Origin of the sequence: Streptomyces roseirectus (assembly GCF_014489635.1) — a bacterium.
Taxonomy (GTDB): Bacteria; Actinomycetota; Actinomycetes; order Streptomycetales; family Streptomycetaceae; genus Streptomyces; species Streptomyces roseirectus.
In genome coordinates, this window is the sequence record NZ_CP060828.1 from 3,024,010 (window position 1) to 3,044,549 (window position 20,540).

A 20,540-nucleotide genomic window follows, 5' to 3' on the forward strand; every position below is an offset into this window, starting at 1 on the left:
GCTGATTGTCTCCCTGTCTGCGGGGCCCTAAGTGGCCATTCTCCTGGTGCGGCCACCACCGGTTGCCTACGGTAGTGACCGGGAGGTCGTCGTGCGTGTACTCAGTGTTGCGGGAGACCGGCGCGGCGGGCTCCCCTTTCCCTGCCCGGCAACCCCTGCCGCAATCGGGGGTGCGAGAGGAGTACTCATGTCGCTCGACGTCTCACCGGCCCTGTTGGAACAGGCCGAGCGAGGCGAGGTCGACGAAGCCGAATTCGTCGACTGCGTCCGGACCTCCCTGCCTTACGCGTGGGAGATGATCAGCTCCCTGGTGGCTCAACTGAAGGTGGACGGCGGAGAGTTCGCCGACAACCAGACGCCGCCGCCGAACGAACAGGCCCGCGGACAACTGCTCCGCGCGCTCGCCAGTGACGCGATACGCGGTGCGCTGCAACGGCACTTCGGAGTACGGCTGGCCTTCCAGAACTGCCACCGGGTCGCGGTCTTCCCCCTCGACCCCTCGGCAGACGACCGTCTGGCCCGCTTCACCTCCATCCGAGGCCAACTCCTGAACCAGTCCCCCGAACTCCGGGACTGCTGACCCCAACCCCGTTCGCCTGCCGCTCCACTCGCGGGAGCACAACCAAAATCCAGGACCGGCAGGCGACCGGCACACCAACCACGCTCACGGCTGATGCCCCGCAGACCGGCGTACGACACGAAGCCGGCAGACCGCATCGAAACGCCGACACCTCGAACAGCACACATCGCACCTGAACGACCAGCCCGACACCCCCGCACGGCCACGCCCCCAGCGGAACACCACCACGCGCACACCCCCGTCCGGTCGCGGGCAGTCGCCCCACCCCCTATCCGCACCCGACACCCCTCCCCGCCCCAGCTGCGGGCAGTCGTGCCTCCCCCAAGCTCTTCGAGCAGGGGGTACCCCCAGGCGGCACGGGTGGGCGCAGCGGCCCCCCGCCGGCGCGGGCGAGCGAAACACCCCCCACCCCAGCCCTCACCAAGCCGCACCGACCCACACCCCAGCCCCCACCGACACCCCCACCCCCTCACCCCAACCGCCCCACCACCTCCGCCCCCAGCCGCCGGACGTTCTCCTCCGTGGCCGCCAGGTCCCCCGAGCCCTCGACGAGCAGGGCGAAGCGGGTGATGCCGGTGCGTTCGGAGGTGGCGGAGAGGCGGTCCGCGCAGAGCCGGGGCGTGCCCACCGGGTGCAGCCCGCAGAGGAGTTCCGTGTAGGCGACGGGATCCCGCATGGCCCGCTCCCGCCCGTCGACGGTGACATGCGCACCGAGCCCCTGCCGCAACCACCCCGGCATGGACTTCACCAGCGTCTCGACGGCGTCACTGCGCCGGTCGGCGATCTGGCACACCCCGGCGGACACGTGCGCGGCGAGCGCGATCTCCTCCCGCCCCCGACCGGACTCACGGGCGTGCCGCCGCCAGAGGGCCACCATCTCGGCCTTCTCCTCGTCCCCGATGTGCATCCCGAGCAGCATGGGCAACCCCCGCTCCGCGGCGAGCCGCACACTCGCCGGCGAGGTACAGGCGACCACGACCTCGGGCCCCTCCGCGTCGCACAGCGACTCGGCCGGCCGGGGCACGACCGCGACGTCCCGGAACCGGTACCGCTCCCCCGCCGCCCCCACAGCCGGCTCCCGGAGCCACCGCAGCAACAGGTCGAGCGACTCCGGGAACCCCTTCTCGTACGCCTCGATCCCGCCCCCGAACACTTCGAGGTCGACCCAGGGACCGCCCCGCCCGACCCCGAGCGAGAACCGCCCCCCGCTCGTGAGGTGCAGCAGCGCCGCCTGCTCCCCGAGCGCGACGGGATGCACGGTCGGCAGCACACTGACCGCCGTCCCGACCCGGATCCGCCGCGTCCGCCCGAGCAGCAGCGCCGCGAGGGTGACGGCCGACGGGCACGTCCCGTACGGCACGAAGTGGTGCTCGGCCAGCCAGACGGAGTCGAGCCCGGCCTCCTCGGCGACCTCGGCGGAGCGGACCGCCCGGTGCAGCGCCTCACCCTGACCCTGACCCGGGAACTGGGCCGCCAACACGAAACTTCCAACGCGCATGGCACTTTCCTGCTTCCTTGGCTCCGACGCGGAGCTCCCCCACCCGGCATAACCGTCTGACACGTGCCGAGGACACGGCCTGGCGAAGAGATTTGCGGATTGTCTGGAGAACGGCTCGGAGCCGCCGACCGACCCACCCGCCCCGGGGGGACTTGTGGGCATTGGCCGTTCTTCGCCTACCCCGCATCCCGCCGCGTAGGCTGGACGGAAGCCACGCTTCCCGTCCCGCCCCGTGAGGTGTCCCGTGTCCCCGCGCCGCAACCGCCCCAAGGGCACCGACCTGTCCGGCCCCAGCGCCGGGGACGACCGCGCGAGCCGCTACGGCGGCTGGCAGTCGTCCACCGACTGGGCCGGCGAGGAGTGGAGCGTGCGGCACGTCGCGGGGTCCAGCAGCCAGGGCAAGTCGTACCGCTGCCCCGGCTGCGACCAGCTCATCCCGGACGGCGTCCCGCACGTCGTCGCCTGGCCCGAGTACGCCGGCGTCGACGATCGCCGCCACTGGCACAAGTCCTGCTGGAACGCGCGGGACCGCCGCACCCCAGGGGTCCGACGGTCCCGCAACGCGCCCCGCTTCTGACGGCTCACACGTCCCGCTTCTCCAACAACGCGAACGCCATGCCGAACGCCGCGCCCGTGACGAGGACGGCGACCAGGACCGCGTCCCACGCGGAGGGGCCGGCCTCGGTCAGGGTCTCGGCGTAGAACGTGCTCAGCAGGTTGGGGATCGAGTACTCGATCAGGAAGTCACGCAGGCCCGACAGGGCGTCCGTGAACATGAACAGCGCCAGCACCAGCGGCGCCAGCACGAGCCCGATCATGATGGTGATGGCGCCCGCGGAGTGCCGGACGATCGAGCCGACGGCCAGCGACAGCAGGCCGAGCAGCGCGATGAACAGCGACACCCCGAACGTGCCCTTCACCCAGTCGCCGGTCGTCGGCGTCTTCGCCCCGTCCAGCAGCGCGACGTCCGCGAGGGCCACGATCAGCGTCGCCACGAACGTGAACGCGAACGCGACGGCGAAGAACACCAACGCCTTCGCCGCCAGCACCCGCCCCCGCGAGGGGCACGCCACCATCGTCGTCCGGATCATGCCCGTGCCGTACTCGGACGCCGTCGTCAGCACGCCCAGCGTGATCACGCACATGCTCCCGAGCAACAGCCCGAACACCCCGTACGACAACGGATTGTCGCCCTCCAGGTCATAGGGCCCGGCATTGGCCGACACCAACACCGCCGTCAACAACCCCACCCCCATCACCAGCACCACAAACACCCCGAGCGTCCACATCGTCGACCGCACGGACCGGATCTTCGTCCACTCCGACGCCACGGCATGCCCAAAATGCGTACGCACCACCGGAATCGGCGACGTGTATCCACCACTCATCGAACGTCCTCGGAATCGATCTTCTTGTCGGAGACGGGGGCAGCGGCCCCGGCGTCCCCCTCAGCAGCCGCCGCCAACAACAACGTGCTCGGCTCCCCTTCGGCCCGCACACCCGAACCTGGGGAAGCAGCCGAAGCCGGAGACGCACCCGGAGCGGGGGAAGACACCGGAGCCGGAGACGCCACCGGAGCCGGAGACACCGCCGGAGCCGAGGAAGCCACCGGAGCAGCGGGAGCCGCCGGAGCCTTCGTGAGCGTCCGCGTGCCCGCCTCCCCCGGCGCGGAGCCGGCCCCCGAAGCCCCGGCCCCAGCCGGACCGCCCACCCCGGCCTCCGCCTGACCACCCGCCCCGGCAGCCTGAGCCGCGGCCTCGGCAGGAACCACCGGCGCGGGCCCGAACCCACCCCCGGTCACGCCTTCCTGCTCACTCCCCGCCCGAGCCGAAGCCCCGGGCACCGCAGTCGCAGCCGCAGCGGCCCCCGGTGCACCGCCCTCGGGCCGCGCACCCGGCCCCCCGTCCTGCGCCACAGCCCCGAAACCCTGCCCGGCCGCCGATGCCTGCCCGACGGAACCCCCCGACCCCGCCGCACCCTGCCCACTCCGCGCACCCGACACCCCGCCCTGCGCCACCGGCGGCAGCCCGAAGCCCCCGCCGGTCGCCGGAGCCTGCCCCGCAGGGGCTCCCGGACCCGGCGGACTCACCTGCGGCGCCGGTCCGAAGGTGCCCTGCGCTGCCGGGCCGCCCGGGGCCTGCTGGGGTGGCGGCGGGGCGTACCAGCCCGGCTGGCCCTGGCCGGCTACCGGCATCGGGGGGAGGGCGCCCGGGGGGAGGGGCTGTTGGAGGCCGGACTTCTGGTCGGTGGTGGAGCGGTAGTCGACGGCGGCCTGGGTCATCCGCATGTACGCCTCCTCCAGGGACGCCTGGTGGGGCGAGAGTTCCCAGAGGCGGACGTCCGCGCTGTGGGCGAGGTCGCTGATGCGGGGCAGGGGCAGCCCGGTGACGCGGAGGGCGCCGTCGGACTCCGGGAGGACGTGGCCGCCCGCCTCCGTCAGCGCGGACGTCAGTTTCTCGCGGAGCTGCGGCTGCGCGTCCGGCGTCCGGATCCGCGCGAACCCGGCGGAGTTCGCCTCGATGAAGTCACGCACGCTCATGTCCGCGAGGAGCTGCCCGCGCCCGATGACGATGAGGTGATCGGCGGTGAGCGCCATCTCGCTCATGAGGTGGGAGGAGACGAACACCGTCCGCCCCTCGGCGGCCAGCGACTTCATCAAGTTGCGCACCCAGAGGATCCCCTCGGGGTCGAGCCCGTTGACGGGTTCGTCGAAGAGCAGCACCTGGGGGTCACCGAGCAGCGCCGCCGCGATCCCGAGCCGCTGCCCCATGCCGAGCGAGAACCCCTTGGACCGCTTCCCGGCGACGCCTTGGAGCCCGACGACGCCCAGCACCTCGTCCACCCGCCGCGCGGGGATCCCGGAGAGCTGCGCGAGGCACAGGAGGTGATTGCGCGCCGACCGCCCCCCGTGCACGGCCTTCGCGTCGAGCAGCGCCCCCACGTGCCGCGCGGCGTTCGGCAGCTGCCGGTACGGGTGCCCGCTGATCGTGACCGAACCGGCCGTCGGATTGTCGAGCCCGAGGATCATCCGCATCGTCGTCGACTTGCCGGAGCCGTTCGGCCCGAGGAACCCGGTGACGGCGCCCGGACGCACCCGGAAGGACAGATTGTGCACAGCGGTCTTGTCGCCGTAGCGCTTGGTCAGGCCGACTGCCTCGATCATGCTCCGCACCCATCGCAAGGTTCAGGACAGCGGGGCGCACGCCCCCCGTAAGAGTTAGGAGCTTATCGGGGAGCTGACGGTTCCGGCCAAGACCGAGTAAAGCCCCCCGCCCGGCCCGCGCAGCGCTACGCGTCCCGCCGCTTGAGCAGCAGATACCCCCCGAGCAGTGCCACGACCACCCACACCACCATGATCGCGAGCCCGCCCCACGGCCCGTACGGGGTGTCGTCGTCGATCGGCGTCACCACCCGCATGATCTTGCTCCCCGCCTGGTCCGGCAGGTACTGCCCGACCTTCTTCGTCGCGGAGACGTTCCCGAGGATGCCCGAGACGAGGAAGAAGAACGGCATGAGGATGCCGAGGGAGAGCATCGGCGAGCGCAGCATCGTCGCGATGCCCATCGAGAACAGCGTGATCAGCGCCATGTAGAGCCCACCGCCGATGACGGCCCGCAGCACCCCGGGGTCCCCGATGTCCGCGCGCAGCGAGCCGAGCAGCGACTGCCCGAGGAAGAACGCGGCGAAGCTGGTGACCATCCCGACGGCCAGCGCGAGCCCGGCGGCGACGGCGATCTTGCTCAGGTAGAAGGTGCCCCGCTGCGGTACGGCCGCGAGCGAGGTGCGGATCATGCCGGTGCTGTACTCGTTCGACACCACCAGCACCCCGAACACGATCATCGCGAGCTGCCCGAGCGACATCCCGACGAAGCTGATGTTCGTGGGGTCGAAGGAGAGCTTGTCGTCGCGGCTGAGGTCGTCGAACTGGCTCTTCGACAGGGCCGAGAACGTCATGCCGAGCCCGATCGAGACGACGGCCGCGAGCGAGAGCGTCCAGACGGTCGACGCGACGGACCGGATCTTCGTCCACTCCGACTGCACGACCTGCGTGACCTGGGTGACGGCCATCTCAGTCCTTCCTCCAGCCGTCGCCCCACTCCTGCGGCGCGGGCTCGTCCGTGTGCGCGTGGTATTCGACCGACTCGGCGGTCAGCTGCATGAACGCCTCTTCCAGCGACGCCTGCTGCGGGCTCAGTTCGTGCAGCACGAGCTGGTGCTGGGCGGCCAGCTCACCGATCTGCTCGGCCTTGCTGCCGTCGACCTCCAGGACGCCGCTGCCGCTCTCGACGACCGTCACGCCCGCCTGGTGCAGCACGTCGAGCATCCGCTCGCGCTGCGGGGTGCGGATGCGGACGTAGGAGCGGGAGTTGCGGGCGATGAAGTCCGCCATGGAGGTGTCCGCGAGGAGGCGGCCCTGGCCGATGACGACCAGGTGGTCCGCCGTCAGCGCCATCTCGCTCATCAGGTGCGAGGAGACGAACACCGTGCGGCCCTGGGCCGCGAGGGATTTCATCAGGTTGCGGATCCAGTGGATGCCCTCGGGGTCGAGGCCGTTCACCGGCTCGTCGAACATCAGGATGCGGGGGTCGCCGAGCAGCGCCGCCGCGATGCCGAGCCGCTGGCCCATGCCCAGCGAGAACCCCTTCGCCTTCTTCTTCGCGACGGACGTCAGGCCGACGGTGTCCAGAACCTCGTCCACCCTGCGGCGCGGGATGCCGTTGCTCTGCGCGAGGAACAGGAGGTGGTTGAAGGCGCTCCGGCCGCCGTGCGTCGCCTTCGCGTCGAGGAGCGCGCCGATGTACTTGAGGGGTTCCTTGAGCGCGTCGTAATGCTGCCCGTCGATCCGCACGTCCCCCGACGTGGGCCGGTCGAGACCCAGCATCATCCGCATGGTCGTGGACTTCCCGGCCCCGTTGGGCCCCAGAAACCCCGTCACGATCCCCGGCCGGACGGCGAAGGTGAGGTTGTTCACCGCCACCTTCTCCCCGTACCGCTTGGTCAGCCCCTCAAGCTCGATCATGCGCCCCACGCTAGGGGGCCGACCACGCCGTTGCCACCGGAAAAGACGAACGCCCGATAACAGCTGAGCGAAGCCCCCACCGCCCACCGCCCGGCACACCCTGCCCCCGGCCCAGCCCCACGCCCCGACAGCCGCGCGGGGCACACGGCTCACCCAGCCGTCCCGGCGCGGGGACGCGGACCGCCGTAGCAGCTCGGACTGCCATGGCGGCGCGGAATTTCGTGGCAGCGCGACTCGGTACGGCGGCGCAGACCGCCGTGGCGACGCGACTCGGCGCGGCAGCGCAGACCGCCGTGGCAGCGCGACTCGGCGCGGCAGCGCGGAATGCCGTGGCAACGCGACTCGGCGCGGCAGCGCAGACCGCCGTGGCGACGCGACTCGGCGCGGCAGCGCAGACCGCCGTAGCAGCGCGACTCGGCGAGGCAGCGCGCCCCCGGTACGGCTGCCGCGGTACGGCTGCCCGCCCTGGTACGGCCGCGTGCCGCATACGGCTGCGCGGCCCGCGCCCCGGCCCGTGGGCACCGGGCGCGCCGCTGCTCAGATCACCGACGCCGACGCCGAGTCGGCCGCGCTCGGGGACCCCGGCGCGCTGGGCGCGGGGCCGCTCGCCGAGGTCGACGTGGACGGGGTGCCGTCGGGGGTGGTGGGACTGCTGGACGGGGACTCCGACGCCGGGGGCGGGGAGTCGGACGGGGTCGGCGACGGCGACTGGCTCGGCGTGGGCGACGGTGGTGTCGTGCTCGGCGTCGGCTTCGGCGACGTACCCCCCGTGGTCCCGCCCGTCGACCCCGGCGAGCCACCGGTCGTACCGCCGTTCGTCGTGGGCGCCGACTCGGTGGGGGTCGGGTCGTCGGAGGTGCCCATGGTCCCGTCGGGGCCGGGGTCGGTGGGGCTGGGCCTGCTGGTGGGGTCGCCGACACCGCCGGTCCCGGCACCGGAGCCGGCCCCGCCGGCCCCCGAGCCACCGCCGGACGCGCCGGGGTTGCCGTCGTCGAGCCCCCCGTCGTCGAGCCCGGCGCTGGTGGAGGGCGTGACCTGCCGCGACGGGTCGTCCGCCCCCTTGTCAGACGTCGCCCCGAGCCCGACGACCGTCCCGAGCACGGCGACGAGAAGCGCACCCGCGCCGGCCGCGACGAGGTTGCGGCGGGCGATACCGCGCAGGGTGCGCCGGTGCTGGGCGGGCGCCGCCCCCACGGCCCGCTGCTGCTGCGTCGCCGCAGTCCCGGTGAACCCCCGGCCCGAACCGGCCGCGAATCCAGCCGTGGCCCCCGACGCGTACCCGGCACCGGAAGCAGCCGTGGATCCTGACCCGTACCCGGCACCAGAAGCCGCCGTGGCCCCTGCCCCGAACCCGGATGCGGCCGTAGCTCCCGGCACAAAGCCGGTTCCGGCAGCGGGCGTGCCCCCCGCCGGAGTCCCGGCCGGGAACCCCCCGGCGGAACCCACCGGTGAGCCGGCCCCGCTCGCCGCGCCGAACCCCGCCCCCGACATCCCCGTCCCCGACATCCCCGCCCCCGGCAGCCCCGCCCCCGGCGATCCGGCCCCCGGCAACACCACCCCCGGCACATCCCCCGACCGGTCCGCGACCAGCGCCAGCGCGCGGCGCCCCGCGACCGTCCCCCGCTTGTCCGCGAGAGCCCCCCGCAGCCCGATGGACGTCTCCAGCTCGGAGCGGGCCCGGTCGAGCTGCCCGGCGAGGATCGCGTACACGCCGAGTTCGTGGTGGAAGTACGCCTGGTCGGCGACCTCGCCGGACAGCCGCGCGGCCTCGGCGCCGGCGCGCAGGGCGCGTTCCCAGGCGGCGAAGTGCAGCCCGGCGGCGAGCGCGGGGACGGCGGTGCGGGCGAGCTGGACGGCCGTGGACTGCTCGCCCTCGGCGGGCGGCGTGGCGAGCGGCGCGACGACGGTCAGCGCGGCGAGGATCGCGTCGGCCTCGGCGCGGACCCGCTCCGGCGTGACGGAGGGGTGCCCGGTCCACCAGGCGTAGTGCGCGGCGGCGGCCTGCGCGAGGGCGCGCGGCTCGTCGGCGTACCCGGCGGCTTCGAGCTGGCCCTGGATGCCGGCGGCGAGCCGGTAGCGGGGGCCGACGGGGGTGACGAGACCGCAGGTGACGAGTTCACCGAGGGCCGCGTCCGCGTGGGTGTCACCGACCAGCGCGGGCAGATGAGCCTGGTGCGGGACCTCGCCGCCGAGGGCGATGGCGAAGCGCAGGGCGGCGCGGGCGGCGGGGCTGAGCCGGGCGGCGAGCAGCGCGGCGGGGCCTGCGGCCTGGCCGAGGGAGGGGAGCGGTATCTCCTCCTCGGGTTCGGTGTCCTGCGGGCCGGCCGGGCGGGCGTCCTCGAAGACGCCGTACTCGTCGACGGCGTCGGCGGTGGCCCGGACCTGGTCGCGCTGCTGGAGCAGGGCGCCGGCCTGCACGAACCTGAGGGGCAGCCCCTCGGACTCGAACCACAGGTCGCCGGCCCAGTTGGCCTCCTCCTCGGTGAGGACACGGCCGACGGCGCGTTCGATGAGGTCGATGCCGCCCGCCCGGTCGAGCCCGCCGAGCGTGACCTCCTCGACGGCCGAGCCCGCCGACGGCAGCGGCGTCTCGCCGGTCGCGCCGAACAGGAACGCGCACTCGGGGGTCGCCGCGAGCAGCCCGTCCAGCTCGGCGCCGCCGAACTCCAGGTCGTCCACGACGACGACGGCGCCGATCTCACGCACCAGCACGAGGAGTTCGCCGTGCAGCGGGCGGTGCAAGGGGGCGTCGTACACGGCGTGGAACAGCTCGTGCAGCAGCTCGTCCGCGCCGCGCCCGTACCCGCTGAGGCGGACGACGCCGTCGGGGGCGAGGTCCGCGCAGTCCTCGGCGACGAGGTCGAGGAGGCGGGTGCGGCCGGAGCCGGCGGGGCCGGTGAGGCGTACGGAGCGGCCGCGCGCGATGAGCCGGACCAGTTGCTCGCGCTCCTCCTGGCGGCCGAGCAGCGGGGGCGGCGCCGGGACGTGCCCCGCGGGCACCGGGGGTCTGGCGGCGCGGTCCGCCTCGGCGCGGGCCTCGGCGGTGCGGCGGACGGGGGTGTCGGGGCGCTCGGTCGGCGGGCACAGCTCTATCTCGCTGCCGTCGACCGGGTTGACGGTGAGCAGGTGCTCGCCGGCGACGATCTCGACGGTGCGCGCCGGGGTCGGCGCGTGCTGGCCGAAGTCCGGCGCGAGGGGGTCCCTGGTGGGACGCGGGCGCGGCGCGCGGCCGTCCTGTCCGGTGTCCTCGGGCTCCCGGGTGTTCGGGTCCATCGGTCAAGCCCCCCAAAAGCGTCGTGTGGTGGTGTGGCCCTTCCCGGCCTTGTCGCACACTGCGCTGTCGCTTCTGGTCCGGTGCCCGCCAGAGGGCTGAGGGCGGCGGGCAGACGAACCGTAAACCTTCGCACAGTATCTCCGACAGCCCGGGGGTACCGCGCCGCCCGAGACGTCACGGTCCGGTGAGGATTGCGCGGGTGACCTGCCGGTGTCAGAACCCGCTGGTGTCAGGCCCGACGCTGGTGCCGGGCCCCGCCGGTGTCAGACCCTGGGCAGGGACTCGGCCGCGAGGCCGCCCTCGATGGCGAGGATGCGGTGGAGGCGGGTGGCGACCAGCAGGCGTTGCAGTTGCGGGGGGACGCCGCGCAGGACCAGGCGCCGGCCCTCCCGGCCCGCCCTGCGGTGCACGCCCATGATCACGCCGAGTCCGGTGGCGTCCCAGAAGTCCAGTTCGGACAGGTCCAGCACCAGATCGCCGACTCCGTCGTCGACGGCGGCGTGCAGGACCGTACGGGCGTCCGCCGCGCTGTGCACGTCCAGCCGACCCCCGACGACCACCTCGGTGTGGTCGCCCCTGATGTGCATATGCGCTCCCCTGCGTCGGTATCGCATCGTCTGACTGCCCCGGGTGGCCGGAGGTTGCCGTCTGTGAGCGAACCGATACCGAATTCACTCGCAGGGGTGAGGCTGGTGGGACGTGTGCGGTTCGCGTTCCCTGCCGCCACTGACCACCCCGACACGGCGAACCCACCCCGGTCCGCCGACCCTTGGCCCGGACCTTAGCGGGATCGGGGCGCTCTGTGACGGCTTAGTAACGCGCGTCACGTGTGTTCTGGCGGACATCACACAAACAGCCCCCGCCCGGTCACAACTACCCTGGCCCCATGGTCAATCTGACGCGCATCTACACCCGCACCGGCGACCAGGGCACCACCAACCTCGGCGACCTGAGCCGCGTCCCCAAAACCGACCTCCGCATCGCGGCCTACGCCGACGCGAACGAGGCCAACGCGACACTGGGCACCGCGATCGCCCTGGGCGCCCTCCCCGACGACGTGGTGAAGGTCCTCACCCGCGTCCAGAACGACCTCTTCGACGTGGGCGCGGACCTCTCCTGCCCCGTAGTGGAGAACCCCGAATTCCCCCCACTCCGCGTGGAACAGTCCTACATCGACCGCCTGGAACAGGACTGCGACCACTACAACGCCCGCCTCGAAAAACTCCGCTCCTTCATCCTCCCGGGCGGAACCCCCGGCGCCGCCCTCCTCCACCACTCCTGCACCGTCGTCCGCCGAGCCGAACGCTCCACCTGGGCCGCCCTCGAAGCCCACGCCCCCACCATGAACCCCCTCACCGCCACCTACCTCAACCGCCTCTCCGACCTCCTCTTCATCCTGGCCCGCACGGCCAACAAGGAGACCGGCGACGTCCTGTGGGTCCCGGGCGGCGAACGCTGAGCGGAGTCAGGGGCGCCGATAGACATCCCTGCGGTGACCGACCCGGACGACGAGGATGATGAGCTTGCCGTCGTCGATCCGATAGGCGATCCGGTACATCCCGACACGCAGCCGGTAGAGGTCGTCGGCCCCGGACAGCTTCTTCACGTCCGCGTCGTCACGATAAGGGTCGTCCCCCAGGCGACTCAGCGCATGCAAGACGCGCAGTGCGGTCGTCTGGTCCAGAGTTCTCAACTGACGCCGGGCGGCAGCCGTGAACTCGAAGGCGTACTTCACGCGGCGCCTTCCTCTGAGACGTTCGCCGGGGGTCCGAAGATGTCCGCCAGTACGTCCGCCAGCGTGGCGCGCGGAGCGTCGCCTTCTTCCGCGAGCGTCTGAAGGGCCTCACGTGCCAGCAATTCGTCAGCCGCTTCCTCCAGCGCGCTGTACTCCTCTATCGGAACAAGGGCCGCCACAGGCGTGCCGCCCCGCGTGATGACCGTCGGCTCCCCTTCCTCCGCCTGATCAAGCAGCCGCGCAAGGTTGGCTCGAAGCTCGCGTACAGAGATGGAGTCGTCCATGACTCCAGTGTACCCACTTTCGTGTACACCCCGGCTCGACGCACCCCACCGCTTCCCGCACGCCCCCGCGTCGGGCATCACCACTGCGCCTTCTCCTTCGCTCGCTCCTCCACCCCCTCCGGTGCCCGCTTCGGGAACACCGTGTAGGCCGCCGCGATGATCACGTTGATGCCGATGACGAAGAACATGCGGGACTGCCAGCCGCGCAGGGAGCCGGTGTCGCCGGTGTCGCCGACGTACCAGATGGCGGCCTGGAGGAGGCCGGCGGCGACGGAGGCGGCGGTGATCCAGCGGGCGGCGACCTTCCACTCGTGGAGGGCGCGGGCGCGGCCGTACTTGGGGGGCTTCACGGGCGGGGGGCCGCCGAAGTAGCGGTGGGAGACCTTCGCGTCGGCCCACTTGATCGTGGAGTGCCCGAGCCCGACGGTGAAGCCGATGTAGACCGCGGCGACGCCGTGATGCCAGCTCGGCTCGGCCCCGTCGCGCAGATCCATGGCCGTCACCAGGAAGAGCACGACCTCCAGCAGGGGCTCGCACAGCAGGAAGGCCAGCCCGGTGCGCGGCATCTTGAGGGCGTACCGGAAGGTGAGGCCCGCCGCCAGCAGCACCCAGAACGCCACTTCACAGGCGATGATCAGTCCGACGACCATGTCGGCACGCTCCTTTCGAGAGTTCCCGCATCCAGCCTCCCGGCCCGCCCGCCCGCTCACCTCGTCGCCCGAGACGAGATCGGCGTACATCGAAAGATGCAGCCACGGACCCACCCCGGGAATCAGGCGCGGCCCCCGTCCCCCCTGTTGGATGGACCCATGCGCCCCCACCGCGACGACGTCCGCATCGCAGCCGCAGGCATGGCCGGCGGCCTGCTCCTATGGACGGCCGGCCTGTTCGCCCGCCCGGGAGGCGACAACACCATCGTCCTGTGGGACGGCGTCTGGGCCCCCCTCCTCCCGCTCGCGGCGATGTCGTCCTGCGCCCTCCTGCGCCGGAACCACCCGGGAACGGCCGTCCTGACCGGCACGGCGATGCTGATCCTGGACACGGTCACCAGGGGCAGCGTCGTCACGGTCCTGCTCTACACGGACCTGGTCTACGCGTCCGTCCTGTACGGCACCCCCGCCGCCGCCCGCCGCATCCCCCCGCTCACCGCGTACCTGACGCTCCTGGCGACGATCGTCCCGCTCGCCCTGCTGCGCCGCCCCGAAGCCCTCCTGATCGGCTTCGCGATCGGCCTGGTCACCCTGACCCCGGCGACGACCGGAGCCATCGTCCGCAACCACCGCGCGGCGGCGGAGACGGCCCGCCTGCGTGCCGAACAGACCGCGCTGCTGGCCGAGTTCGACCGCACGCAGGCGGTGACGGCCGAACGCGCCCGCATGGCACGGGAGTTGCACGACCTGGTCGCCAACCACCTCTCGGCGATCGCGATCCACTCGACGGCCGCCCTGTCGATCGACGACCCGGACACCTCGAAACAGGCCCTGTCGGTGATCAGGGAGAACAGCGTGGAGGGCCTGTCCGAGATGCGCCGCCTGATCGGCATCCTCCGCAAGGACACCGACGACGTCGAACCGGCCCCCACCCTGGACTCCCTGACGTCCCTGATCGACACCGCGAAGGCGAACGGCCTCGACGTCGCCCTCACCGCGCCCCCGCCCGCGACCCTCCCCGCCCCCATCGGCCTGGCCGCCTACCGCATCGTCCAGGAGTCCCTGACCAACGCCCTGAAGCACGCCGCCCCGGGCCCGGTCACCGTCACCCTGCACCACCGCGACGCCCACCTGGAGGTCACGGTGACCAGCCCCTACGGCGCCCCCGAACCCCCGCGCGCCCCGGGCTCCGGCGCCGGCCTGATCGGCATGCGCGAACGCGCCACCCTGGTCGGCGGCACCTTCGACGCGGGCCCCGCCCACGGCAGTTGGACGGTACGCGCCGTCCTCCCCCTCACCGAAGGAGAATCTCAATGATCGTGTCAAGCCGCCTGCGTGACCGGCGGGGCGGAGGTGAACAGCCTCTTGTCGCGCAGCATTGCCCACAGGACGTCGACCCGGCGCCGAGCGAGGGCGAGCAGGGCCTGGGTGTGCAGCAGGCCCTCGGATCGCTTCTTGAGGCAGTAGTCCCGGGAGGGGCCGGGGCGCATCATCGCGGTCCGGGCCGACATGTAGGAGATGTGCCGCAGGCGGCGGTTGTAGCGTTTGGGCCGGTGGTAGTTGCCGGTGCGGCGTCCCGGAGGACCGGGCGGCCATTCTCCTTGAGCCATCAACAGCAACACCGCATCAGCCACACCCGGTCCTCCCGGACCGCCGACATTCTTAGGGACTCCGCATGATCCGCGTCCTGGTCGCCGAGGACCAGTCGGCCGTCCGCTCGGGCCTCGTCCTGATCCTGCGCAGCGCGCCGGACATCGAGGTCGTGGGCGAGGCCGCGGACGGGGAGCAAGCGGTGGCGCTGGCCCGGGAGTTGAGGCCGGATCTGGTCCTGATGGACGTTCAGATGCCGCGCCTGGACGGCGTGTCGGCGACGCGGAGGGTCGTCGCGGAGGGCCTGGCGGACGTCCTCGTGCTGACGACGTTCGACCTGGACGAGTACGTCTTCGGTGCCCTCAGGGCGGGCGCGTCCGGTTTCCTGCTGAAGAACGCGGAGGCGGGCCAACTCCTGGACGCCGTACGGACGGTGGCCCGGGGTGAGGGGCTGATCGCCCCGGCCGTCACCCGCCGTCTGATCGCCGAGTTCGCCGTCGCCGGCCCCCGCGAGCCCAGGGCCGATCCCGCCGTCCTGGACACCCTCACCCGGCGTGAGCGCGAGGTGCTGGCCTGTGTCGGCGAGGGTCTGTCCAACGCGGCGATCGCGGAGCGGCTGGACATGGCCGAGGCCACGGTGAAGACCCACGTGAGTCGGCTGCTGGCCAAGCTCGAGCTGCGCAGCAGGGTCCAAGCGGCGGTGCTGGCGCAGGAGTTGGGGATCTAGGCTGATCACGGAGGAGCGGATCACGAAGGAGCGGAACGGTATTGGTACAGACCTATTGACGGTTGGTCCAGACCACTCCTACGCTCCCCGCACCGGTCAACCCACCCCCACATCGAGGAGGCGCCCCATGCGCTTCGCACTCGGCAGACACCCCGTCCGCGGGCTGGCGTCCCTGGTCGCGGCGGCGCTGCTTCCCCTGGCCGCTCTCGCGACCCCGGCGTCCGCGTACTCCCCCGCCCCCATCGCCGCGCACCACCGGGCCGAACCCCCGGTGAAACTCGGCTACTTCGCCCAGTGGGGCATCTACGGCCGGGGCTACAACGTCAAGAACCTGGTCACCTCCGGCACCGCCGCGAAGATCACCCACATCAACTACGCCTTCGGCAACGTCACCGGCGGCAAGTGCGCGCTCACCGACGCCTGGGCCGACCACGACAAGGCGTTCACCGCCGAGCAGTCCGTCAGCGGCGTCGCCGACACCTGGGACCAGCCGCTGCGCGGCAACTTCAACCAGCTCCGCCAGCTGAAGGCGAAGTACCCGCACATCAAGGTCCTCTGGTCGTTCGGCGGCTGGACCCTGTCCGGCGGCTTCGGCGAGGCCGCGAAGAACCCGGCCGCGTTCGCCCGCTCCTGCCACGACCTCGTCGAGGACCCGCGCTGGGCCGACGTCTTCGACGGCATCGACATGGACTGGGAGTACCCGAACGCCTGCGGTGACTCCTGCGACGCCTCGGGCCCGGCCGCGTTCAAGAACCTGATGTCCGCGCTGCGCGCCGAGTTCGGCCCCAAGTACCTCGTCACGGCCGCCACCACCGCCGACGCCACCCCCGGCGGCAAGATCGACGCCACCGACTACGCGGGCGCCGCCCCGTACCTCGACTGGTTCAACATCATGACGTACGACTTCTTCGGCGCCTTCACCGCCCAGGGCCCCACGGCCCCCCACTCCCCCCTGTACCCCTACCCCGGCATCCCCCAGCAGGGCTTCACCACGGCCGACGCCATCGCCAAGTACCGCGCGAAGGGCGTCCCCGCGAACAAACTCCTTGTCGGCGTCGGCTTCTACGGCCGGGGCTGGACCGGCGTCACCCAGCCCACCCCCGGCGGCACGGCAACCGGCCCCGCCCCCGGCACCTACGACGCCGGCGTCGAGGACTACAAGGTCCTCAAAACAACCTGCCCGCCCACCGGCCTCGTCGGCGGCACCGCCTACGCCCACTGCGGCACCACCTGGTGGTCCTACGACACCCCCCAGACCATCGCCGGAAAAATGGCCTGGGCCAAGCTCCAGGGCCTGAGGGGCGCCTTCTTCTGGGAGTTCAGCGGCGACACCGCAGGCGGCGAACTGGTCACCGCGATCAGCAACGGCCTCGCGTAACCCCCGCCCCGACGCGGGCCGTTCGGCCCATCCCCCATGGACCGAACGGCCCGTGAGAAGTGCCCGCCACCGGGCAGAAAGTGATTCTCCGCAACGAAGCGGAACGCACCACTCAGGGGGAACCATGAAGCGCCGCACCGGCACCAAGCGCACCGGTCTCAAGCCCTCGGCAACGCAGCTCGCCGCCTTCGGCGCGACCACTTCGGCGGCCCTGCTCGCGGTCCTCGGCCCGGTCACCGTGACGGTGGACCTCTCCGCCCACGCGCCGGCGCAGCGGCACCCGGCCGCGCAGGAGCAGCAGACGCCGGTGAACCCGATCTGCCCGCTGACGATATGACCGCGCGAACCGCCTGAAGCCTCAGGCCACGTTGACGCGCTGACCTGGAGGCGCCGCCTCCAGCCACGCCAGGAACCCGGTCAGCGCGTCCTCGCTCATCGCCAGTTCCAGCCGTGTCCCGCGATGTGTGCAGGCGAGGACGACCGCGTCCGACAGGAGTGCCAGTTCCTCCTCGCCCTCGGGGAGGCGGCGGCCGGAGACCTCGATGGAGGAGCGCTCCAGGACGCGGCGGGGACGGTAGGCGTAGGAGAAGACGCGGTACCACTCGACGGTGTCACCGCTGTAGCGGGCGACGCCGTAGGACCAGCCCTTGCCGCTGGGGTCGGGTTTCTCGGGAACGTCCCAGCGCAGGGAGCAGTCGAACGTGCCCCCCGAACGCTGGATCAGTCTGCGGCGCAGGCCGAAGACGAACAGGCCCAGCACCACGAGGGCCACGACGATTCCGCACACAGTCAGAGCGAGGACCATCGACACCGACCTCCTCGTCTCCTACGTACCGAAATGGGGTTCGGCAATTGGTAACGGAACGGAAAAAACATCCAGATCTGCCACAGCCGCGACCGGCACCGGATCGCTCCGGGCCGGCCGCGGCTGAGTGATAGGCATCACATGGGCGCTGCGATCAATGCGCGGCCGCCGCCCGCAGTCGGACGTCGGCACGCCGCTCGGCGGCGGCGTCACCCTCGGCCTTCGCCTTCTCCAGCTCGCGCTCGACGCGCTGGACGTCGATCTCGTCCGACAGCTCGGCGATCTCGGCCAGCAGCGACAGCTTGTTGTCGGCGAACGAGATGAATCCGCCGTGCACCGCGGCGACGACGGTCCCGCCGTCACTCGTACGGATGGTCACCGGGCCCGACTCCAGCACACCGAGCAGCGGCTGGTGACCGGGCATGACGCCGATGTCGCCGGACGTGGTGCGCGCGACGACGAGAGTCGCGTCGCCCGACCAGACCTCTCGGTCGGCCGCGACCAGCGCGACGTGCAGCTCAGCAGCCAAGGTTGGCTCCTCGGGTCACCACCCGGCGGTCCTGCCGGGTGTTGGTTACAAGTCTAGTGGGCGTACGAAGAGGGGCGGGACACACCCGCCCCTCCTCAGAGCGTCAGGCTCAGGAGACGCCCAGCTCCTTGGCGTTGTTCTTGAGGTCCTCAAGCCCACCGCACATGAAGAACGCCTGCTCGGGGAAGTGGTCGTAGTCGCCGTCGCAGATCGCGTTGAAGGCCGCGATCGACTCGTCCAGCGGAACGTCCGACCCGTCGACGCCGGTGAACTGCTTGGCGGCGTGGGTGTTCTGGGACAGGAAGCGCTCCACGCGACGGGCACGGTGGACGACGAGCTTGTCCTCCTCGCCGAGTTCGTCGATACCGAGGATCGCGATGATGTCCTGGAGGTCCTTGTACTTCTGCAGGATCGTCTTGACGCGCATGGCGGCGTCGTAGTGGTCCTGCTCGATGTAGCGCGGGTCCAGGATCCGGGACGTGGAGTCCAGCGGGTCCACGGCCGGGTAGATGCCCTTCTCGGAGATCGGACGGGAGAGCACCGTCGTCGCGTCGAGGTGGGCGAAGGTGGTGGCCGGGGCCGGGTCGGTCAGGTCGTCCGCGGGGACGTAGATCGCCTGCATCGAGGTGATCGAGTGACCGCGGGTCGAGGTGATGCGCTCCTGGAGGAGACCCATCTCGTCGGCCAGGTTCGGCTGGTAACCCACCGCGGACGGCATACGGCCGAGCAGCGTGGAGACCTCGGAACCGGCCTGCGTGAAGCGGAAGATGTTGTCGATGAAGAACAGCACGTCCTGCTTCTGGACGTCACGGAAGTACTCGGCCATGGTGAGGCCGGCCAGCGCGACGCGCAGACGGGTGCCCGGGGGCTCGTCCATCTGACCGAAGACGAGGGCGGTCTTGTCGAGAACGCCGCTCTCTTCCATCTCCTGGATGAGGTCGTTGCCCTCACGGGTGCGCTCGCCGACGCCCGCGAAGACGGAGACGCCCTCGTGGAGGTTGGCGACACGCATGATCATTTCCTGGATCAGCACGGTCTTGCCGACACCGGCACCACCGAACAGACCGATCTTGCCGCCCTTGACGTACGGGGTGAGGAGGTCGACGACCTTCAGACCCGTCTCGAACATCTCGGTCTTGGACTCGAGCTGGTCGAACGCCGGCGCCTTGCGGTGGATGGACCAGCGCTCGCCGTCGTAGGACTCGTCGACGTTCAGGACCTCGCCGAGGGTGTTGAACACCTTGCCCTTGGTGAAGTCACCGACGGGGACGGAGATGCCCGTGCCCGTGTCGGTCACCGCGGCCTGGCGGACCAGACCGTCGGTGGGCTGCATCGAGATGGTGCGGACCAGGCCGTCACCCAGGTGCTGGGCGACCTCCAGGGTCAGCGTCTTCTTCTCGCCCTCGTTCGCCGGGTCGGAGACCTCGACGTGCAGAGCGTTGTAGATCTCCGGCATCGCGTCGACGGGGAACTCCACGTCGACGACCGGGCCGATGACCCGGGCGACGCGGCCCGTGGCAACGGCCGTCTCAACTGTCGTCGTCATTACCTGTCACTCCCCGCGGTCGCGTCGGCCAGGGCTGCGGTGCCACCGACGATCTCGCTGATTTCCTGGGTGATTTCGGCCTGGCGGGCCGCGTTGGCAAGTCGGGAGAGCGTGGTGATCAGCTCTCCCGCGTTGTCGGTCGCCGACTTCATCGCGCGACGCGTGGCGGCGTGCTTGGAGGCCGCCGACTGGAGCAGCGCGTTGTAGACGCGGCTCTCCACATAGCGCGGCAGCAGGGCGTCGAGGACGTCCTCCGCCGAGGGCTCGAAGTCGTACAGGGGAAGGATCTCGCCCTGCTTGGACTCCTTGGCCGCCACCTCGTCGAGGCTCAGCGGCAGCAGCCGGTCGCCGATGGCGGTCTGCGTCATCATCGAGACGAACTCGGTGAACACGATGTGGAGTTCGTCCACCCCGCCGTCCGCCGTGTCCTTCTCGATCGCCTCGATCAGCGGCGCCGCGACCTGCTTGGCGTCCGCGTACGACGGCTCGTCCGTGAAGCCCGCCCACGAGTCCGCGATCTTCCGCTCGCGGAAGTTGTAGTGCGCGACACCACGCCGGCCGACGATGTACGTGTCGACCTGCTTGCCCTCGGCCTCGAGGCGCGCCGTCAGCTGCTCGGCGGCCTTGATGGCGTTGGAGTTGAAGGCGCCCGCGAGACCGCGGTCGCTCGTCAGGAGCAGGACCGCGGACCGCGTGACCGTCTCGGCCTGCGTGGTCAGCGGGTGCTTGGTGTTCGAGCCGGTGCCGACCGCCGTGACCGCGCGGGTCAGTTCCTGCGCGTACGGCGTGGAGGCCGCCACCTTGCGCTGCGCCTTGACGACGCGCGAGGCGGCGATCATCTCCATCGCCTTGGTGATCTTCTTGGTCGCGGTGACGGATCGGATGCGACGCTTGTAGACCCGGAGCTGGGCTCCCATGAGTCAG

The 20,540-nt window shown here is 71.6% G+C and carries 19 protein-coding genes and 3 pseudogenes; 7 read left to right on the forward strand and 15 right to left on the reverse strand.

From position 1 onward, the window contains the following. Positions 1 to 187: 187 nt before the first annotated feature. On the forward strand, positions 188 to 580 hold the full coding sequence (locus IAG44_RS12315) for an SCO5389 family protein (RefSeq protein WP_187747175.1): 393 nt from the start codon (positions 188 to 190) through the stop codon (positions 578 to 580). A gap of 469 nt (positions 581 to 1,049) precedes the next feature. On the opposite strand, the gene IAG44_RS12320 is transcribed toward IAG44_RS12315, so the two are convergent. Then, a complete protein-coding gene (locus tag IAG44_RS12320; protein WP_187747176.1) occupies positions 1,050 to 2,078 on the reverse strand; it encodes an LLM class flavin-dependent oxidoreductase in 1,029 nt (342 codons plus the stop codon). A gap of 244 nt (positions 2,079 to 2,322) precedes the next feature. On the opposite strand from IAG44_RS12320, the gene IAG44_RS12325 reads away from it, so the two are divergent. Beyond that, the gene (locus IAG44_RS12325; protein ID WP_187747177.1) at positions 2,323 to 2,655 is read left to right on the forward strand and encodes an ATP/GTP-binding protein; all 333 of its coding nucleotides are present in this window, start codon (positions 2,323 to 2,325) and stop codon (positions 2,653 to 2,655) included. A 4-nt stretch (positions 2,656 to 2,659) separates the two neighbouring features. Here the strand turns inward: IAG44_RS12325 and IAG44_RS12330 are convergent, their stop codons facing one another. The 6 genes and pseudogenes from IAG44_RS12330 to IAG44_RS12355 form a co-directional block, all read right to left on the reverse strand. Further along, complete coding sequence (locus IAG44_RS12330; protein ID WP_187747178.1) at positions 2,660 to 3,466, reverse strand: ABC transporter permease subunit; 807 nt, start codon at positions 3,464 to 3,466, stop codon at positions 2,660 to 2,662. 629 nt (positions 3,467 to 4,095) lie between these two features. After that, positions 4,096 to 5,241, reverse strand: a pseudogene (locus IAG44_RS12335) (ABC transporter ATP-binding protein); the annotation flags it as partial. 125 nt (positions 5,242 to 5,366) lie between these two features. Further along, positions 5,367 to 6,146: an ABC transporter permease gene (locus tag IAG44_RS12340; RefSeq protein ID WP_187747179.1), complete on the reverse strand. Its 780-nt coding sequence runs from the start codon at positions 6,144 to 6,146 to the stop codon at positions 5,367 to 5,369. A gap of 1 nt (position 6,147) precedes the next feature. Beyond that, complete coding sequence (locus tag IAG44_RS12345) at positions 6,148 to 7,098, reverse strand: ABC transporter ATP-binding protein (protein ID WP_187747180.1); 951 nt, start codon at positions 7,096 to 7,098, stop codon at positions 6,148 to 6,150. Between the two features lie 537 nt (positions 7,099 to 7,635). Then, positions 7,636 to 10,371: an ATP-binding protein gene (locus IAG44_RS12350; RefSeq protein ID WP_187747181.1), complete on the reverse strand. Its 2,736-nt coding sequence runs from the start codon at positions 10,369 to 10,371 to the stop codon at positions 7,636 to 7,638. 264 nt (positions 10,372 to 10,635) lie between these two features. After that, complete coding sequence (locus IAG44_RS12355) at positions 10,636 to 10,959, reverse strand: STAS domain-containing protein (protein WP_187747182.1); 324 nt, start codon at positions 10,957 to 10,959, stop codon at positions 10,636 to 10,638. 299 nt (positions 10,960 to 11,258) lie between these two features. Here IAG44_RS12355 and IAG44_RS12360 point away from each other — a divergent pair, with 299 nt between their 5' ends. Beyond that, positions 11,259 to 11,831: a cob(I)yrinic acid a,c-diamide adenosyltransferase gene (locus tag IAG44_RS12360; RefSeq protein WP_187747183.1), complete on the forward strand. Its 573-nt coding sequence runs from the start codon at positions 11,259 to 11,261 to the stop codon at positions 11,829 to 11,831. A gap of 6 nt (positions 11,832 to 11,837) precedes the next feature. Here IAG44_RS12360 and IAG44_RS12365 read toward each other — a convergent pair whose 3' ends face one another. The 3 genes from IAG44_RS12365 to IAG44_RS12375 all read right to left on the reverse strand — a co-directional run bounded on the left by IAG44_RS12365 (position 11,838) and on the right by IAG44_RS12375 (position 13,041). Continuing rightward, on the reverse strand, positions 11,838 to 12,107 hold the full coding sequence (locus tag IAG44_RS12365) for a type II toxin-antitoxin system RelE family toxin (RefSeq protein WP_187747184.1): 270 nt from the start codon (positions 12,105 to 12,107) through the stop codon (positions 11,838 to 11,840). Continuing rightward, positions 12,104 to 12,391, reverse strand: coding sequence for a type II toxin-antitoxin system Phd/YefM family antitoxin (locus IAG44_RS12370; RefSeq protein WP_187747185.1), 288 nt, complete (start codon positions 12,389 to 12,391; stop codon positions 12,104 to 12,106). The genes IAG44_RS12365 and IAG44_RS12370 overlap by 4 nt, the downstream gene beginning before the upstream one ends. 77 nt (positions 12,392 to 12,468) lie before the next feature. Then, entirely contained in the window at positions 12,469 to 13,041 is a 573-nt protein-coding gene (locus tag IAG44_RS12375) for a hypothetical protein (protein ID WP_187747186.1), read from the reverse strand. Positions 13,042 to 13,200: 159 nt separating this feature from the next. Between IAG44_RS12375 and IAG44_RS12380 the strand changes: the two genes are divergently transcribed. Next, complete coding sequence (locus tag IAG44_RS12380) at positions 13,201 to 14,358, forward strand: sensor histidine kinase (protein ID WP_343075728.1); 1,158 nt, start codon at positions 13,201 to 13,203, stop codon at positions 14,356 to 14,358. A 5-nt stretch (positions 14,359 to 14,363) separates the two neighbouring features. Here IAG44_RS12380 and IAG44_RS12385 read toward each other — a convergent pair. Beyond that, a pseudogene (locus tag IAG44_RS12385) lies at positions 14,364 to 14,678 on the reverse strand (IS110 family transposase); the annotation flags it as partial. Between the two features lie 38 nt (positions 14,679 to 14,716). On the opposite strand from IAG44_RS12385, the gene IAG44_RS12390 reads away from it, so the two are divergent. The 3 genes and pseudogenes from IAG44_RS12390 to IAG44_RS12400 all read left to right on the forward strand — a co-directional run bounded on the left by IAG44_RS12390 (position 14,717) and on the right by IAG44_RS12400 (position 17,073). After that, the gene (locus IAG44_RS12390; protein ID WP_187747188.1) at positions 14,717 to 15,358 is read left to right on the forward strand and encodes a response regulator; all 642 of its coding nucleotides are present in this window, start codon (positions 14,717 to 14,719) and stop codon (positions 15,356 to 15,358) included. A 271-nt stretch (positions 15,359 to 15,629) separates the two neighbouring features. Next, positions 15,630 to 16,736, forward strand: a pseudogene (locus tag IAG44_RS12395) (glycoside hydrolase family 18 protein); the annotation flags it as partial. A gap of 124 nt (positions 16,737 to 16,860) precedes the next feature. Next, complete coding sequence (locus tag IAG44_RS12400; protein ID WP_187747190.1) at positions 16,861 to 17,073, forward strand: hypothetical protein; 213 nt, start codon at positions 16,861 to 16,863, stop codon at positions 17,071 to 17,073. Between the two features lie 21 nt (positions 17,074 to 17,094). On the opposite strand, the gene IAG44_RS12405 is transcribed toward IAG44_RS12400, so the two are convergent. From IAG44_RS12405 to IAG44_RS12420, 4 genes are all read right to left on the reverse strand, one after another. After that, positions 17,095 to 17,541, reverse strand: coding sequence for a DUF2550 domain-containing protein (locus IAG44_RS12405; RefSeq protein WP_187747191.1), 447 nt, complete (start codon positions 17,539 to 17,541; stop codon positions 17,095 to 17,097). 154 nt (positions 17,542 to 17,695) lie between these two features. Next, positions 17,696 to 18,070 carry a F0F1 ATP synthase subunit epsilon gene (locus IAG44_RS12410; RefSeq protein WP_187747192.1) on the reverse strand — a complete coding sequence of 125 codons (375 nt, stop codon included), beginning with the start codon at positions 18,068 to 18,070 and terminating at the stop codon, positions 17,696 to 17,698. Between the two features lie 109 nt (positions 18,071 to 18,179). Continuing rightward, on the reverse strand, positions 18,180 to 19,616 hold the full coding sequence (atpD, locus tag IAG44_RS12415; protein WP_187747193.1) for a F0F1 ATP synthase subunit beta: 1,437 nt from the start codon (positions 19,614 to 19,616) through the stop codon (positions 18,180 to 18,182). Beyond that, entirely contained in the window at positions 19,616 to 20,533 is a 918-nt protein-coding gene (locus IAG44_RS12420; protein ID WP_187747194.1) for a F0F1 ATP synthase subunit gamma, read from the reverse strand. Before IAG44_RS12420 ends, atpD begins: the two co-directional genes overlap by 1 nt. Between the last annotated feature and the right edge of the window lie 7 nt (positions 20,534 to 20,540).

Excerpts from the sequence above, each read along its gene's own strand:
- IAG44_RS12315 (WP_187747175.1), top strand. The coding sequence starts at position 188 with ATGTCGCTCGACGTCTCACCGGCCCTGTTGGAACAGGCCGAGCGAGGC.
- IAG44_RS12320 (WP_187747176.1), bottom strand. The coding sequence starts at position 2,078 with ATGCGCGTTGGAAGTTTCGTGTTGGCGGCCCAGTTCCCGGGTCAGGGT.
- IAG44_RS12330 (WP_187747178.1), bottom strand. The coding sequence starts at position 3,466 with ATGAGTGGTGGATACACGTCGCCGATTCCGGTGGTGCGTACGCATTTT.
- IAG44_RS12340 (WP_187747179.1), bottom strand. The coding sequence starts at position 6,146 with ATGGCCGTCACCCAGGTCACGCAGGTCGTGCAGTCGGAGTGGACGAAG.
- IAG44_RS12345 (WP_187747180.1), bottom strand. The coding sequence starts at position 7,098 with ATGATCGAGCTTGAGGGGCTGACCAAGCGGTACGGGGAGAAGGTGGCG.
- IAG44_RS12350 (WP_187747181.1), bottom strand. The coding sequence starts at position 10,371 with ATGGACCCGAACACCCGGGAGCCCGAGGACACCGGACAGGACGGCCGC.
- IAG44_RS12355 (WP_187747182.1), bottom strand. The coding sequence starts at position 10,959 with ATGCACATCAGGGGCGACCACACCGAGGTGGTCGTCGGGGGTCGGCTG.
- IAG44_RS12360 (WP_187747183.1), top strand. The coding sequence starts at position 11,259 with ATGGTCAATCTGACGCGCATCTACACCCGCACCGGCGACCAGGGCACC.
- IAG44_RS12370 (WP_187747185.1), bottom strand. The coding sequence starts at position 12,391 with ATGGACGACTCCATCTCTGTACGCGAGCTTCGAGCCAACCTTGCGCGG.
- IAG44_RS12375 (WP_187747186.1), bottom strand. The coding sequence starts at position 13,041 with ATGGTCGTCGGACTGATCATCGCCTGTGAAGTGGCGTTCTGGGTGCTG.
- IAG44_RS12380 (WP_343075728.1), top strand. The coding sequence starts at position 13,201 with ATGCGCCCCCACCGCGACGACGTCCGCATCGCAGCCGCAGGCATGGCC.
- IAG44_RS12390 (WP_187747188.1), top strand. The coding sequence starts at position 14,717 with ATGATCCGCGTCCTGGTCGCCGAGGACCAGTCGGCCGTCCGCTCGGGC.
- IAG44_RS12400 (WP_187747190.1), top strand. The coding sequence starts at position 16,861 with ATGAAGCGCCGCACCGGCACCAAGCGCACCGGTCTCAAGCCCTCGGCA.
- IAG44_RS12405 (WP_187747191.1), bottom strand. The coding sequence starts at position 17,541 with ATGGTCCTCGCTCTGACTGTGTGCGGAATCGTCGTGGCCCTCGTGGTG.
- atpD (WP_187747193.1), bottom strand. The coding sequence starts at position 19,616 with ATGACGACGACAGTTGAGACGGCCGTTGCCACGGGCCGCGTCGCCCGG.
- IAG44_RS12420 (WP_187747194.1), bottom strand. The coding sequence starts at position 20,533 with ATGGGAGCCCAGCTCCGGGTCTACAAGCGTCGCATCCGATCCGTCACC.